Source organism: Nocardiopsis sp. MT53, assembly GCF_019598965.1.
In the GTDB taxonomy this organism is placed as follows: Bacteria; Actinomycetota; Actinomycetes; order Streptosporangiales; family Streptosporangiaceae; genus Nocardiopsis; species Nocardiopsis changdeensis.
In genome coordinates, this window is sequence record NZ_CP080599.1 from 402,858 (window position 1) to 417,297 (window position 14,440).

Sequence of the window (14,440 nt, forward strand, 5' to 3'; positions counted from 1 at the left end):
GCGGAGCCCGCCCCCGGTCCGGGGACGGGCTCCGCACGGGTCCGCGGGGCGGTCAGCGCCCGGCCCGCAGGTCCTCCAGCACCTCGGCGAACCGGTCCAGGCCCCAGTTGAGGTCCTCCTCGCTGATCACCAGCGGCGGGGACATGCGCACGGTGGAGCCGTGGGTGTCCTTGACCAGCACACCGTTGCGGGCCAGCCGCTCGCACATCTCCTTGCCGGAGGCGAGCGCCGGGTCGACGTCCACACCGGCCCACAGGCCGATGCTGCGCACGGAGAGCACGCCCTTGCCGACGAACTCCTCCAGGCGGCGGCTGAACACCTCGCCCAGCTTGCGCGCGTTCTCCAGGTAGGGGCCCTCGGTCAGCATCCGGACGACCGTGCTCCCCACCGCCCCGGCGAGCGGGTTCCCGCCGAAGGTGCTGCCGTGCTGGCCCGGCTTGATGACGCCGAGCACGTCCTCGTTCGCGACCATCGCCGACACCGGCAGGATGCCGCCGCCCAGCGCCTTGCCGAAGAGGTAGGCGTCGGGGACGACCCCGCTGTGCTCGCAGGCCCGGATCGTGCCGGTGCGGCCCAGGCCCGACTGGACCTCGTCGGCGATGAACAGGACGCGGTTGTCGTCGCAGATCTCCCGCACCCGCGGCAGGTAGTCGAGCGGCGGGACGATGACCCCGGCCTCGCCCTGCACGGGCTCGATGAGCACGGCGACCGTGGTGTCGTCGATGGCCGCCTCGATGGCCGCGGCGTCGCCGTAGGGCACCGAGCGGAAGCCCGGCGTGTACGGGCCGAAGCCGGTGCGGGCCTCGGGGTCGGAGGAGAAGGAGATGATCGTGGTGGTGCGGCCGTGGAAGTTGGCCCCGGCCACGACGATGGTGGCCTGGTTCTCGGGGACCCCCTTGACCTCGTAGCCCCACTTGCGGGCGACCTTGATGCCGGTCTCCACCGCCTCGGCGCCGGTGTTCATCGGCAGGACCTTCTCCTTGTCGACCATCCGGGCCAGGGCGTCCACCCAGGGGCCGAACTGGTCGTTGTAGAAGGCGCGGCTGGTGAGGGTCACCCGGTCGAGCTGGCGGTGGGCCGCGGCCAGCAGGTCGGGGTTGTGGTGTCCGAAGTTCATGGCCGAGTAGCCGGCCAGGCAGTCCAGGTAGCGCTCGCCCTCCACGTCCGTCACCCAGGCCCCGCGGCCCTCGGCGATGACGACGGGCAGGGGGGCGTAGTTGTGCGCGGAGTGCTCCTGCGCGAGTGCGATGTGGTCCGCGCTGGAGAGTGCGGGTGTGTCGTGTTCGGGAAGTGTCGCGCCGGGGTTCCCGGCGTCGTTCGCCTGCCCCAGGTTCTGGGTGTTGCTCATCCAACCGCTCCGATCACCATTGACCGATGTCAGACACTAGATACCCACCGCGGGGCCCGGTAGAGCCCCCGCCGGAGAGTCCCCAAGAGTTGAGCAGATGACCCGGTGACCCCACAAGGGGTGAGGTGTGTCACAAACGCACGACCGGGCCCGAAATCCGGGCCCCGCCGACGCCCCGGAAAGGCCGTGGAACAGGGCCGTCCGGGCCCTGTGACCGGGCCCGTGAAGTGGGGTGATGCGGTCCACACCCCCGGTGGCGATCGGCTCCCCTCCCGACGGGTACGGTCGGCACACAAGTCATCGACGCGTCGGCCGGAAGCCGGTCGGCGCCGGCGTCCCGCCGCGAGCCCCCGTGCCGTGGACGGCAGCGCCGCATCCGCCGCCAAGGGAGGCCGCCCGTGCGTTCATCGCCCGGACCCGCCGCGCCGCAGACCGCCGCGTCGCCCGCGACGGCCGACCCCGACGCCGCGTTCTCGCTGACCCGGCTGTTCGACGCCGTCGCCGACGCGGTGCCCGAGCGGACCGCCCTGGTCGCCGGGGGTCGCGTCGTCTCCTACGCCGGGTTGCGCGGGCGCGCGGACCGGCTGGCCCGCCACCTGGCGGACGCGGGCGTGCGCCGCGGCGAGCACGTGGCGATCCTGGCCTTCAACCGGGCCGAGTGGACGGAGTCGTTCCTGGGGGTGCTGCGCGCGGGCGCGGTGCCGGTGAACGTCAACTACCGCTACGTGGCGGGCGAGCTGCGCCACGTCCTGGCCGACTCCCACGCGGTGGCGCTGATCGCCGAGGAGTCCCTGGCCGCGACGGTGGCCCGGGTCCGCCCCGACCTGCCCCGGCTGCGCCACGCGGTGCTGCTGGAGGACGGCGCGGGTCCCGCGGCCCGCGAGGCCGTGCGCGCCGCCTTCCCCGGGGCCGTGGGCTACGAGGACGCGCTGGCCGGGGCCCCGCTGGACCGGGCGCTGCCGCCCACCTCGGGCTCGGACCACTACCTGCTGTACACCGGCGGCACCACCGGCTACCCCAAGGGCGTCCTGTGGCGGCAGGCCGACATCTTCCGGGCGGCGATCGAGCGCCGCTCCCCCGGCGCCCCGCGCGCCCGCTCCCCCCGCGACGTGGCCGAACGCGCCCGCGCCTGCTTCCCCCAGCGCATGCTGGTGCTGGGGCCGCTGATGCACGCCGCCGGGCAGTGGAACGCGCTGAGCATGCTGCTGTGCGGCAAGCGCGTGGTGCTGTCCACCGACCGCAGCTTCCGCGCCGAGAGGGTGGTGGCGCTGGCCCACCGGGAGGGCGTGCACACGCTCCAGGTGGTGGGCGACGCGATGGCCCGCCCGCTGGCCCGGCACCTGCTCACCGAGCCCGGCCTGTGCCCGGACCTGTCCGCGGTGCGCTCGGGCGGGACACCGCTGACCCCGCCGGTGCGCGGCCTGTGGCGCGCCTGGCGCGAGGACATCGCCCTGGCCGACTCCTACGGGGGCTCGGAGACCGGGGTGTGCGGTTCGGCGACCGGCGGACAGGACGCCGAGGGCGGCGCGGAGCCGCTGACCGGCTCCCGGGACGGCCGCAGCTTCACCATGGGCGGCAGCATCGCCGTGCTGGACGAGCACCTGCGCCCGGTGCCGCCGGGGTCGGCGGCGGTCGGCCGCATCGCGCGGACCGGCCGGATCCCGCTGGGGTACTACAACGACCCGATCGCCACGGCGCGCACGTTCCCCACCGATGCGGAGGGGCGCCGCTGGGCGCTGTCGGGCGACTTCGGCACCCGGGCCGCCGACGGGTCGATCGTGCTGCTGGGACGCGGCAGCGTCGTCATCAACACGGCGGGCGAGAAGGTGTACCCCGAGGAGGTCGAGGCGGCGCTCAAGGCCCACCCGTCGGTGGAGGACGCCATCGTGGTGCCCGCCCCGGACGAGCTGCTGGGGCAGCGCGTCACCGCGCTGGTGTCGCTGGCCGCGGGCGCGGCGCCGGACGAGCCGGGCCTGCTGGCGTTCTGCCGGGTGCGGCTGGCCGGGTTCAAGGTGCCCCGGACCGTGCACTTCGTGGACCGGGTGCGGCGCACCGCGGTCGGCAAGCAGGACTACCGGTGGGCGTCGTCGGTGGTCCGGGGAGGCGTCTGAGGGGGCCGGAACCGGCCATGCGGGGTCCCGCAGCACTGTGCTGTGGGACTCCTTCTTTTTCGGCTTCTGAGCGGCGGCGTCCCTGCACGACCGAAAAATCGAACAGTGGATGACAAAACGCCTGTTCGCCCCGCCCCTTCCCTCCCCCGGTGCCCCCGATGGCACGGGGTGGGGGAATCCGCACCCCGTCCCCGCGGCCGCCCACAGCGACCGTTTCCGCTTGTACCTTAGGAGAAGGCAGGCCGAGGACGCCCCTGAGCGGGGAGACCGTCCCACCCCGCCCGCACGAGCAGACGAAGGACCCGTGACGGACCGGGCACCCCTGCCGGCCGCGTGAGAGCGGTCCGCACCCCTCCCCAGAACCGGCGGAGTCCTTCCCCTCCCCCAGACCCGCCCGCAAAGCACGAAGAAGAAGAGGAACCCGGATGCCAGCGAATCTGTGGACGATGTCGGCCCTGGCCATGAACACGTCGGTCGAGGAGGAGATCGTCCACGAGTACGAGGGGTTCATCGGGTGGGTCCTGAACCTCATGGTGACCCTGGGCGAGCCCGGTGTGGGCGTGGCCCTGTTCATCGAGACCTTCTTCCCCCCGATGCCCAGTGAGGCCGTCCTGCCCGGCGCGGGCTTCCTCGCCTACGACGGCCAGATGAACGTCTGGCTCGCCATCCTGTGGGCCACCATCGGCTGCCTCGTCGGCGCCTGGGGCTTCTACGCGATCGGCGCGCTGCTGGGCCGCGAACGCACCATGTGGCTGGTCGAGAAGACCCCGCTGCTGGAGATCGGCGACTTCCACAAGGCCGAGAAGTTCTTCGAGCGCTTCGGCGGCATGGCCGTCCTGCTGGGCCGGTGCGTGCCCCTGGTCCGCAGCTTCATCTCCGTCCCGGCCGGCATCGAGCGGATGCCGCTGCTGAAGTTCTCCCTCTACACCGTCATCGGCTCGGCCGTGTGGAACACCATCTGGATCGGCCTGGGCTTCGTCTTCGGCCCGGCCATCAAGCCCATCCTGGTCCAGTGGAGCGGCCTGATCAGCAACATCGTGCTGGTCGTCATCGCCCTGCTGCTGCTGTGGTTCGTGGTGGTCCGGGTCCTCAAGATCGTCCGGGCGCGCGGGGCGCAGAACACGCCCACCGCCTGACCGCCCCACCGGCGGCATCCTCAACCGAAGGACCCTCCCGGGTCCGCACGGCGCGGGGTGCCGGGGCGCGGCCGACCGGCCGCGCCCCGGCTGAGAGCACACCCGTCGAACCTGCCCTAGTTAGCACTAGCGAAGGAACGCCCATGAGCGCGTACAACATCGTGTCCATCGCCGGCAGCGACCCCAGCGGGGGCGCCGGGATCCAGGCCGACCTCAAGGCCTTCTCCGCCCACGGGACGTTCGGGATGAGCGTGATCGCCGCGCTCACCGCGCAGTCCACCCGGGGCGTCACCGGGGTCCACCCCGTCCCCGCCGACTTCGTGGTCCGCCAGATGGACACCCTCTTCTCCGACGCGACCGTGCACGCGGTCAAGGTCGGGATGCTCGGCACCGCCGAGATCACCGAGGCCGTCGCCGAGGCGATCGGGCGGCACGGGCTGCCCAACGTCGTGGTCGACCCGGTGATGGTGGCCAAGAGCGGCGACCGGCTGCTGGAGGCCTCGGCCACCAAGGCGCTGCGCACCGCGCTGCTGCCCCGCGCCGACCTGATCACCCCCAACCTGCCCGAGGCCGCCGACCTGCTGGAGGAGGACGAGGCGACGGACCTGGAGGGGATGCGCGCCCAGGCCCGCCGCCTGCTGGAGCTGGGCCCGCGCCGGGTGCTGCTCAAGGGCGGCCACCTGGAGGGCGGGGAGAGCGTGGACGTCCTGGTGTCCCGGGACGGAGAGCACCGGGAGTTCTCCGCGCCCCGCGTGGACACCCGCAACACCCACGGCACCGGCTGCACCCTGTCGTCGTCCATCGCGGCGCTGCTGCCGCAGCGCCCGGACGCGGCCTCCGCCGTGGCCGACGCCAAGGCCTACCTGACCGAGGCCCTGCGCCGCGCCGACGAGATCGACGCGGGCGGCGGCCAGGGCCCCGTCCACCACTTCCACGCCTGGTGGTGACCCGGGCACGGGAACGCGAGAGGGGGACCGGCCCGAGCGGCCGGTCCCCCTTTTCCCGTTCCACGGCGTGCCGTGGCGGCTAGCCCTTGACGACGTCGTCCATCAGGGCGTCGGGGTTCTTCCAGTCCGGGTGGGCGAAGAACTTCCTGGTCTCCGCCACCACGAGCGGCGACAGCACCAGCAGGCCCACCAGGTTGGGCAGCGCCATCAGGCCGTTGGCGATGTCGCTGAACAGCCACACCGAGTCCAGGCTGGCCACGGAGCCGACGAACACGACGACGATGAACAGGAGCCGGTAGGGCAGCACGAAGCGCCGGCCCACCAGGAACTCGATGCACCGGTCGCCGTAGTAGGACCAGCCGAGCAGGGTCGTGAAGGCGAACACCGCGACGGAGATCGCCACGACCACCGCGCCCGCGGGGGCCAGGGACGGGCTGATGGCCTCCAGGCCCTGCGTCATCGCCTGGCTGGTGAGCAGGGAGCCGTCCTCGGCGTTCTCGCCCTGCCAGACACCGGTGGTGATGATGACCATGCAGGTCATGGTGACCACGATGATGGTGTCGATGAAGGTCTGGGTCATGGAGACCATGGCCTGGCGGACCGGCTGCCGGGTCTTGGCCGCGGCGGCGGCGATGCCGCCGGTGCCCAGGCCCGACTCGTTGGAGAAGATGCCGCGCGCGAAGCCCATCTGGATGGCGATCAGCACGGTGGAGCCGGCGAAGCCGCCGGCGGCCGCGGTGCCGGTGAAGGCGTCGGTGACCACGAGCTGGAGCGCGGGCAGGAGCTGCGCCCAGTTGGCGGCGAGCACGGCCAGGCAGATGCCGACGTAGCCGATGATCATGATCGGCACGAGCGCGGAGGCGACCCGGCCGATGCTCTTGATGCCGCCGAGGATGACCGCGGCGGTCAGCACCATGAGGACGAGGCCGATGATCCAGGTGTCGACCCCGGTCACGCTGTTGATCTGCTGGGCGACGGTGTTGGCCTGGCTGCCGTTGCCGATGCCGAAGGCGGCGATCGCGCCGAAGACGGCGAAGAGCACGCCCAGGACGGTGCCGAAGCCCCCGCCGATGCCGTACTTGAGGTAGTACATCGGGCCGCCGCTCTGCTCGCCCTTGGCGTCGGCGCGGCGGAACTTCACACCCAGCAGGGCCTCGCTGTACTTGGTCGCCATGCCGAGGAACCCGACGACCCACATCCAGAAGAGGGCGCCGGGGCCGCCGATGCCGATGGCGAGCGCCGCGCCGGCGATGTTGCCGACGCCGACGGTGGCCGCGAGGGCCGTGCTGAGCGCCTGGTAGTGGGAGATGTCCCCCTCTACGGAGTCGTCCTCCTTGCGCCGGACGAGCGCCAGCCACAGGGCGTGCGGGAGCTTGAGGAGCTGGAGGAGGTTCAGGCGGATGGTGAGGAAAAGGCCGACGGCGAACAGCAGCGGGATGAGGACGAACGGTCCCCAGATGATGCCGCTGATGAGGCCGGCCATTTCAAGGAGCTGGTCCACGGGGGATCTCCCTGTCGGTCAGTGGATGGGGCCGAGGGCACCGCGGGTGTCGGCGCGCGGGGGGCGGGTGCCCTCGTGGACGTGTCGGCACTGGTGGTGGCCTCGCGTCATCGGCAAAGAATCGCAGTGGTGCGTAACGAACACGTCACACACCTTCGACATGCCGGTCTCACCGGGAACCGGGGCGGGCTCCCTCTCGTTCTCCGCCCCTCGGCGGTGTCACGTGCCGCTCCCGTCGTCCCCGGCCCGGCTCCGGGCGAGTTCGCCCAGCATCCGCGCCGCGGCCTCGGGGTCGGCCCCGTGGCCCACGGCGATGCCGAGCAGGTAGGCCGTGAGCGGCGCCGCCGGGCGGGCGACGGAGTGCGCGGCGTCCTTGGCGAGGTCGAGGACGCGGTCCACGTCCTTGCGGTCCATGGCCTCGGTCTCCGGAAGCCCGAGTGCGACGCGGACCTCATCGGCCCATTCCACGAGAGTCACCGTTCCACTCCTCAGAGCAATGATTCGATCACGTGATGCGATCTTAGCCACCGACGGGTCATCTGCGGTCAACCCGGGTGCGGGGGCACCGTCCGTGGTCCGTCACCGCGCGCTCGGTGAGCCCACGCCCGCGCGACGCGTCCGGTTCCCTCCGCGCCCCATCCGGGTTCACCCGCGCCTTCTAGCGTCGAGGACACGTCCCCCCGGCGTTGGGAGCCGCCCGCATGTCCCCCCTCGACACCTTCCGCGACCCGACCCCCGCCTCCGCCGACAAGCAGCGCCCGCTGCGCGTCGCCATCGTGACCGAGTCCTTCCTGCCCCAGGTGAACGGGGTGACCAACTCCGTGTGCCGGGTCGCCGACCTGTTGGCCGCCCGGGGCCACCAGGCGCTGGTCCTGGCCCCGGGGCACGACGGCCCCACCCGTTACGCGGGCTTCCCGGTGGTGCGCACGCCCTCGGTGCCGCTGCCCGTGTACCGCGACTTCGCCCTGGGCCTGCCCGCCCGCCGCACCCTGACCACCGCCATCCGCTCGTTCTCCCCGGACCTGGTGCACCTGGCCTCGCCGGCCCTGATGGGCCTGGCCACGGTGGAGGCGGCCCGGCGCTGGGCGCTGCCGACGGTGGCGGTGTTCCAGACCGACCTGCCGGGCTTCGCCCGGAGGTACGGGCTGCCCGGGCACGAGCACCTGTGGTCGGGACTGCGGCGCGTCCACGCCGCCGCGGACCGCACGCTGGTGCCCTCCTCCGCGACGATGGAGGCCCTGTCCGCGCGCGGGTTCCCCCGGCTGGCCCTGTGGCGGCGGGGGGTGGACACCGACCGCTTCCGCCCGGAGCACCGCGACGGGGCGCTGCGCCGGGCGCTGGCCCCCGGCGGGGAGGCGATCATCGGCTACGTCGGTCGGCTGGCCAAGGACAAGCGCGTCGACCTGCTGGAACACGTGCTGAAGCTGCGCGGTGTGAAGGTGGTCGTGGTCGGGGACGGCCCGGAGCTGCCCCGGCTGCGGCGGCGCCTGCGCGGCGCGGTCTTCACCGGCCAGCGCACCGGCGGCGACCTGTCCCGGCTGTACGCCTCCCTGGACGTGTTCGTGCACACCGGGGCCGACGAGACGTTCTGCCAGACGGTCCAGGAGGCGCTGGCCTCGGGGGTCCCGGTGGTCGCCCCGGCCGCGGGCGGCCCGCTGGACCTGGTGGAGGACGGCGTCAACGGGCTGCTGTACGCCCCGGACTCGGTGCGCGAGCTGCGGGTGGCGGTGGGGCGGCTGGCCCACAACCGCGCCCTGCGCGCCGACCTCGCGGGCCGGGCGCGGGCGTCGGTGGAGCACCGCACCTGGGAGGCGGTGGGCGACGAGCTGCTGGCCCACTACCGGTCGGTGCTGGCCCCCAGCCGCGAGCTGGCCGCCGGGGAGTCCCCGGCGCTGCCCGCCCGCTGAGGGGTCCCGGCCCTCCCCCTCCCCACTCCCGCGACCATCACGGACGACGGTGCCCCTCCCTTGACCCGACCCCCGGGGAAGGGCACCGTCCGCCCCTCTCTCCCCTGGTCAGTGGACGGGTTCGGCAGCCGCCCGCACGAGCGTCGGCGCCACCACCGCGGACACCGGGGTGGCCGTCAGAGCGTCCAGCACCTCGGCGAGCCGGTCCAGGTGGGCGTGGATCCAGGGCAGCGCCAGCGGGTCGGTGGCGGCCAGCGCGGCGTAGCGGCGCTCCTCGGTGTCCCCGTAGAGCAGGCTGGTGGCGACCCGCATGCGCAGGGCCTGCGGCCCCTCCCCGAACTCGGCGGCGGGCAGCACGCCCATGCCGAACCGCTCCAGCAGCAGCCCGGTGAGCCCGGGCCCGGTGGTGACGCCGTGCAGTCCGGCCAGCCGCTCGCGCATCGGCTCGAAGTCCGGGTAGAGGTAGAACCCGGCCCGCGGCGGGGCGAGGGTCGCCCCGGCCCCGGTGAACACGTCCGCGACGGCGCGGGCGACGATCCCGTGCAGGCGGCGGCTGCGGTCGATGTGGTCGACGAGTTCGGCGGGCTCGGTGAAGGCGTGGGCGGCGGCCTCCTGGACGGGGGCGGCCGGGCTGGACCAGATCTCGCTGGCCACACCGAGCAGGCCGCCGCGCAGCCGGTGCCCCAGCTCGGAGTCGGGCAGGCGCAGGACCCCGATCCGCCAGCCGCCCAGGGCGAGGTTCTTGCTCAGCCCGGTGGAGATGACGGTGCGCTCGGGGGCGAACTCGGCGGGGCTGTGCACGTGGACGGGCTCCCCGCCGGGGCCGACCGGGTGGACGAGGTCGCGGTAGATCTCGTCGGAGATGATCACCAGGTCCAGCTCGCGGGCGACCTCGGCCAGGCGGCGCACGGTCTCGCGGCTCGCCAGGGTGCCGGTCGGGTTGTCGGGCAGGGTCGCGATGACCGCGTTGACGGTGCGGCCCTGCGCGCGCGCCGCGGTGACGGCCGCGTGCAGCAGGTCGGGCTGGGGAACGCCGCCCTCGCCGCCGCCCGCGGTCGGGACGAGCAGGGGGCGGGCGCCCACCAGCCGGCTCTGCGCGGCGTAGCTGACCCAGCTGGGCGCGGCGATGGCGGTGTCCCCGCCCAGTTCCAGCAGGAGGCTGTACAGCAGCGGCTTGCTGCCGGGCCCGGCGATCACCATGCCGGGGTCGGTGGGCAGCCCGCGGCGCTCCCAGTAGCCCGCGGCGGCCTCGCGCAGGGCGGCGACCCCGGCGACGGGGCCGTAGGAGTTGGCGCCGTTGCCCGCCGTGAGGCGGTCGCGCATGACCGGGTGGACCGGCAGACCGGCCTCACCGAACCCCAGGGGCAGCACGCGCACCCCCTGGCGGCGCTTCTCGGCGAGGGCTTCGTTGACGGCGAGGGTCGCGGAAACAGTGACGGCCATGTGATGACTCATCTCCGGCTCAGGGTCGGCGTGCGGCCGTCGTTCCAGGTGACGGCCTCTCATCCCTCACCCTGCCCAGGAACACCCTTCAGTACAAGCGAGTCTTTTCGATGGTGAGCGTAAGCTGTTCTTATGCTCGATCTCCGACGCCTCCAGATCCTGCGCGAGTTCTCCGCCCGGGGCACGATCGCGGCCACGGCCGCGGCCCTGGGGTACACGCCCTCGGCCATCTCCCAGCAGCTGTCCGCGCTGGAGAAGGAGACGGGGGTGGCGCTGCTGGACCGCACCCCGCGCGGGGCGGAGCTGACCGACGCCGGCCGGCTCCTGGTCGCCCAGGCCGAGGAGATCCTGGCCCTGGTGGAGGCCACCGAGTCGGTCCTGGCCGAGCAGGCCGACATGGCGCTGGGCGTGGTGACGGTGACGGCGTTCCCGACCGCCGCCGTGGCGTTCGCCCCGCTGCTGGCGCCGTCGCTGCGGGTGCACGAGGGGATGCAGCTGGTGCTGCGCCAGACGCTGCTGTCGACGGGGACGGAGAAGGTCCGCTCGCGGGAGGTGGACATCGCCCTGGTCGACGACTGGAGCGGACAGCACCCGGGGCGGGGGGCGGACAGCGGGCTGCGCCACGTGCACCTGCTGCGCGACCCGATGGTGCTGGCCGTCCCGCAGGGACACCGGCTGGCCGACCCGGAGGAGCCGGTGGTGCTGGAGCGGCTGCTGGGCGAGTCGTGGATCGTGGCGCCCGAGGGCGAGCGCTCGCGCTACGGGACCGACCTGCTGCTGGCGGAGGTGGGCGGGCTGCCGGGGGCGGCCTGGGAGTTCGAGGGGCTGGGCACGGTGCTGAGCCTGGTCTCGCGCGGTATCGGGATCGCGGCGGTGCCGTCGCTGGCGATGGTGGGCGCCCCGGCGGGGCTGGTCCACCGGACGCTGCCCGGGCGGGTCCCGGCCCGGCACGTGTACGCGGTGGTGCGCCCGGCCTCGCTGCGCCGCCCTGCGGTCCAGGTCACCCTCCAGGCGCTGCGGACCGCGGCTCGGACCGTGGCCGAGGAGCTGGACGCGCTCACCGACCGCCCCTCCTGAGGCCCGCGCCCGCGGAGGCCGCCGGAGCCGCGCGGGGACGGCCGTCGGCCCTCCGGCCCCAGGGCCGCGGCGAGCCCGGGGGACGGCGACGGCGACCGGTCCCGGGGCCGCGGCCGGTCCCGGACATGACGGTGGCCCGGCCGTTCGGCCGGGCCACCGCGGGCCTCCCCGCTCCGGTGTCCTTCAATCGTCCTCATCGCCGCTCCGGCGCCGCGCCCGGTCGACGCGGCGGCGCAGTTTGCGGCAGACGTGCAGCGCGCGGTCCCGGTCGTCCCGGGCGTTCCACCACCGGGCGTAGGCCTCCAGCCGGCGTTGTCGCAGTGCCTCCAGTTCGGCCTCCATGCGGGTCACCCGGTGCTCCAGGTCGATGCGTTCCCGTTCGAACGCCGACATGTCGCGCTCGTGGAACCCGGCTTCGCGTTCGGCGTCGAGCAGTCGGTCGTTGAGGGCCTGGTTCCCGTCACCGCCGCGGGTGATCCTGCCGAGGCCGCTCCGTCCATTGATCCCTTCGAACCACACACCCCATGTGTTTCCCGAGCCGCATGGATATCACCGTCAGCCACGCAAAGAATGCGGAAAGTGGCAAACCTCAGATTATTCGCAATTCAGACAAAGACGACAAATACCCCTACGATCCCCCGGCCGCCGCTTGACCGCCCTCAGGCGGCCAGCCGCTCCAGGTACGCGGGCCGGGGCGCCGCGGGCAGCAGCCCCCGGTAGACCTCCTCGAACCGCTCCAGCGAGCGGTGGTGGTCGTGCCGCGCCGCCAGCTCCCGGCTGGCCTCGCCCATCGCCGCCCGGGACCGCTCCGAGCCCAGCACGGTGAGCAGCCGGTCGGCCAGGAGGCGCGGTTCGCCGGGCGGGAACAGGAAGCCGTTGCGCCCCTCCTCCACCAGGTGCGGCAGCGCCATGGCGTCCGCGACCACCACCGGCAGCCCCGTGGACATCGCCTCCAGGGTCGCGATGCTCTGGAGCTCCGCCACGCTCGCGATGGCGAACACGTCCGCCGCCGCGTACACCAGCGGCAGCTCGTCGTCCGGCACGAAGCCCAGGAAGAACACCCGGTCGGCGACCCCCTCGGCGGCCGCCAGCGCCCGCAGCCGCGCCTCGCAGCGGCCCAGGCCGGCCAGGGCCAGCTGGACGTCCCGCTCCCGGGACACCAGGGCCAGCGCCCGGATCGTGTCGTCGATCCGCTTCTCCTCGTCCAGCCGCCCCACGAACACCACGGTCTCCCGGTCCGGCAGGCCGAACCCCTCCCGCAGCGCGGACCGCTCCGCCGGACGCGGGTGGAAGCGCTCCAGGTCGATCCCGCACGAGATCGGCTCGACCTCCCCGGCGAACCCCTTCTCCCTCAGCAGCGCCGCGGCGCGCGGGGTCGGCGTGGTCACGTGGTCGGCCTCCCCCGCCACCCGCACCATGTCCCGCCAGGCCAGGTCGCCCACCGCCGTCCGCATCGCCTCGGGGATCCGCGCGTGAGCGTACAGGTTGTCCGGCATGAAGTGGTTGGTCAGCACCACCGGGATGCCCGCCGTGCGCCCCCTGCGCATCGCCGTGCGGCTCAGCGTGAAGTGGCTCTGCGAGTGGAGCACGTCCGGGTCCAGGCGCTGCACCAGGCGGGCGATGTGGCCGCCCATGCCCAGCGGCACGGCGGCGCGCATATCGGTCTGGAGGGGGATCGGCGCCGACCGGAGCCGGTGCTCCATCACCCGCCCGTTGCGGCGCACGTACGGGTCCCCCTCGTCGGAGGGGCACACCACGTGCACCCGGTGCCCGCGGTCCGCGAGCCCCTCGGCCAACCGGTGGGTGAAGTATCCGGCCCCGTTGACGTCGGGCGGGTAGGTGTCGGTGGCGATGAGGACGCGCAGCGCTCTGGACTGGGCCATGTGTGGAACTCCTTCGTTCAGCGGTCGCGGGTGCGGGCCGTGCTCGTGTGCGTGTGCGCCCCCTTCGCCTCGGGGTTGCGGTGCCGGGTGCGGGCCAGGGCGATGGTCCCGGCCATCGCCAGGGCCGTGAAGCCGAGCGCTCCGACCTGGGCCGCGAGCGTCTCGGGAGCGCCCTCCCCCAGGAGGATCGCGCCGATCCCCACGCTGACCACGGGGTCGGTGATGAGGAGGGTCGCGTAGGCCGCCGCGAAGTGGCCGGTGCGGTAGGCGTTCTGCATGAGCAGCCCGCCGAAGACCGCCAGCACCAGGGCGAGCACGGTCAGCCAGCCGAAGACGGTCGTCCAGTCGACGACCGCGTTGGCGGTGATCACCCGGGCCAGGCCGGAGGTGGCGCCCAGGGCCGTGCCCCCCGCCAGCGCGAGCACGATCGCCCGGGCGCCGCTGCGCATCCAGTGCGCGGTGAAGAACACGGCCAGGCCGACGAAGAGGGTGGTCCCGGTGAGGACCAGGGCGGCCCGGGTGGACATGACCGGCAGGTCGGCGCCGTGCGGGAACATCCACAGCACGCCGATGAGGCCGGCCATGACGGCGACCCCGGCGATGATCTGCGAGGTCCGCACCCGCTGGTGGTTGAACAGCGCCGACAGGACGATGGCGAACAGCAGCCCGGTGACGCCGATCGGCTGGATGATGGTGAGCGGAGCGCCGCTCAGGGCCAGCAGGTGCAGGCACACGCCCACCCCCGCGGCCAGGGTGCCCAGCAGCCAGCGCGGCTGGCGCAGCAGGTGCAGCAGGAACCCGGCGCGGGCCACCTGGCCCCCCGGGGCGCGCACGGCGTCGCGCTCCTGGAGGGCCGAGCCCAGGGCGAGCGCGAAGGCCCCCGTCACGGCGATGAGGACGGACCAGACCACCGTCACCACCCCCGGGGGGCGGACCGCCGCGGTCCCGTCGTCGCCTGCGCCACTCGTCGTCTCCTCCCGGCGCCCGGGCGGCTCCGGGCGCGTCCAACAACGCTACGGGCGGGGCTCCGCTCCGGCCATGACGCCAGCGCCCCTCTCGGGGTGTGGTACGCACCCCACCCCCTTGG

At 73.7% G+C, this 14,440-nt stretch carries 12 protein-coding genes and 1 riboswitch; of the genes, 5 read left to right on the top strand and 7 right to left on the bottom strand.

Annotation, left to right across the window (positions count from 1 at the left end):
- Window positions 1-52: 52 nt before the first annotated feature.
- Complete coding sequence (gene rocD, locus K1J57_RS01705; RefSeq protein WP_220562732.1) at window positions 53-1,348, bottom strand: ornithine--oxo-acid transaminase; 1,296 nt, start codon at window positions 1,346-1,348, stop codon at window positions 53-55.
- Between the two features lie 398 nt (window positions 1,349-1,746).
- On the opposite strand from rocD, the gene K1J57_RS01710 reads away from it, so the two are divergent.
- The 3 genes from K1J57_RS01710 to thiD all read left to right on the top strand — a co-directional run bounded on the left by K1J57_RS01710 (window position 1,747) and on the right by thiD (window position 5,542).
- Window positions 1,747-3,459, top strand: coding sequence for an acyl-CoA synthetase (locus K1J57_RS01710; RefSeq protein WP_220562733.1), 1,713 nt, complete (start codon window positions 1,747-1,749; stop codon window positions 3,457-3,459).
- A 425-nt stretch (window positions 3,460-3,884) separates the two neighbouring features.
- Window positions 3,885-4,595 carry a DedA family protein gene (locus K1J57_RS01715; protein ID WP_255646779.1) on the top strand — a complete coding sequence of 237 codons (711 nt, stop codon included), beginning with the start codon at window positions 3,885-3,887 and terminating at the stop codon, window positions 4,593-4,595.
- A gap of 43 nt (window positions 4,596-4,638) precedes the next feature.
- Window positions 4,639-4,750, top strand: a riboswitch (TPP riboswitch).
- Window positions 4,739-5,542, top strand: coding sequence for a bifunctional hydroxymethylpyrimidine kinase/phosphomethylpyrimidine kinase (gene thiD, locus K1J57_RS01720; protein WP_220562734.1), 804 nt, complete (start codon window positions 4,739-4,741; stop codon window positions 5,540-5,542). It overlaps the preceding riboswitch by 12 nt.
- A 79-nt stretch (window positions 5,543-5,621) precedes the next feature.
- On the opposite strand, the gene K1J57_RS01725 is transcribed toward thiD, so the two are convergent.
- On the bottom strand, window positions 5,622-7,043 hold the full coding sequence (locus K1J57_RS01725) for a sodium:alanine symporter family protein (RefSeq protein WP_220562735.1): 1,422 nt from the start codon (window positions 7,041-7,043) through the stop codon (window positions 5,622-5,624).
- A gap of 219 nt (window positions 7,044-7,262) precedes the next feature.
- A complete protein-coding gene (locus tag K1J57_RS01730; protein WP_220562736.1) occupies window positions 7,263-7,520 on the bottom strand; it encodes a DUF6457 domain-containing protein in 258 nt (85 codons plus the stop codon).
- 224 nt (window positions 7,521-7,744) lie between these two features.
- Here K1J57_RS01730 and K1J57_RS01735 point away from each other — a divergent pair, with 224 nt between their 5' ends.
- On the top strand, window positions 7,745-8,950 hold the full coding sequence (locus K1J57_RS01735) for a glycosyltransferase family 1 protein (protein WP_255646780.1): 1,206 nt from the start codon (window positions 7,745-7,747) through the stop codon (window positions 8,948-8,950).
- A 108-nt stretch (window positions 8,951-9,058) separates the two neighbouring features.
- On the opposite strand, the gene K1J57_RS01740 is transcribed toward K1J57_RS01735, so the two are convergent.
- Entirely contained in the window at window positions 9,059-10,393 is a 1,335-nt protein-coding gene (locus tag K1J57_RS01740; protein ID WP_220562737.1) for a pyridoxal phosphate-dependent aminotransferase, read from the bottom strand.
- A 132-nt stretch (window positions 10,394-10,525) separates the two neighbouring features.
- Here K1J57_RS01740 and K1J57_RS01745 point away from each other — a divergent pair, with 132 nt between their 5' ends.
- A complete protein-coding gene (locus K1J57_RS01745; RefSeq protein ID WP_220562738.1) occupies window positions 10,526-11,470 on the top strand; it encodes a LysR family transcriptional regulator in 945 nt (314 codons plus the stop codon).
- Window positions 11,471-11,653: 183 nt separating this feature from the next.
- Here K1J57_RS01745 and K1J57_RS01750 read toward each other — a convergent pair whose 3' ends face one another.
- From K1J57_RS01750 to K1J57_RS01760, 3 genes are all read right to left on the bottom strand, one after another.
- Window positions 11,654-11,989 carry a hypothetical protein gene (locus K1J57_RS01750; protein ID WP_220562739.1) on the bottom strand — a complete coding sequence of 112 codons (336 nt, stop codon included), beginning with the start codon at window positions 11,987-11,989 and terminating at the stop codon, window positions 11,654-11,656.
- Window positions 11,990-12,129: 140 nt separating this feature from the next.
- Window positions 12,130-13,353, bottom strand: a complete 1,224-nt coding sequence (locus K1J57_RS01755; protein ID WP_220562740.1) for a glycosyltransferase — start codon at window positions 13,351-13,353, stop codon at window positions 12,130-12,132.
- Between the two features lie 17 nt (window positions 13,354-13,370).
- A complete protein-coding gene (locus K1J57_RS01760; protein ID WP_220562741.1) occupies window positions 13,371-14,264 on the bottom strand; it encodes a DMT family transporter in 894 nt (297 codons plus the stop codon).
- Window positions 14,265-14,440 lie beyond the last annotated feature (176 nt).

Excerpts from the sequence above, each read along its gene's own strand:
- rocD (WP_220562732.1), bottom strand. The coding sequence starts at position 1,348 with ATGAGCAACACCCAGAACCTGGGGCAGGCGAACGACGCCGGGAACCCC.
- K1J57_RS01715 (WP_255646779.1), top strand. The coding sequence starts at position 3,885 with ATGCCAGCGAATCTGTGGACGATGTCGGCCCTGGCCATGAACACGTCG.
- K1J57_RS01740 (WP_220562737.1), bottom strand. The coding sequence starts at position 10,393 with ATGGCCGTCACTGTTTCCGCGACCCTCGCCGTCAACGAAGCCCTCGCC.
- K1J57_RS01745 (WP_220562738.1), top strand. The coding sequence starts at position 10,526 with ATGCTCGATCTCCGACGCCTCCAGATCCTGCGCGAGTTCTCCGCCCGG.
- K1J57_RS01735 (WP_255646780.1), top strand. The coding sequence starts at position 7,745 with ATGTCCCCCCTCGACACCTTCCGCGACCCGACCCCCGCCTCCGCCGAC.
- thiD (WP_220562734.1), top strand. The coding sequence starts at position 4,739 with ATGAGCGCGTACAACATCGTGTCCATCGCCGGCAGCGACCCCAGCGGG.
- K1J57_RS01755 (WP_220562740.1), bottom strand. The coding sequence starts at position 13,353 with ATGGCCCAGTCCAGAGCGCTGCGCGTCCTCATCGCCACCGACACCTAC.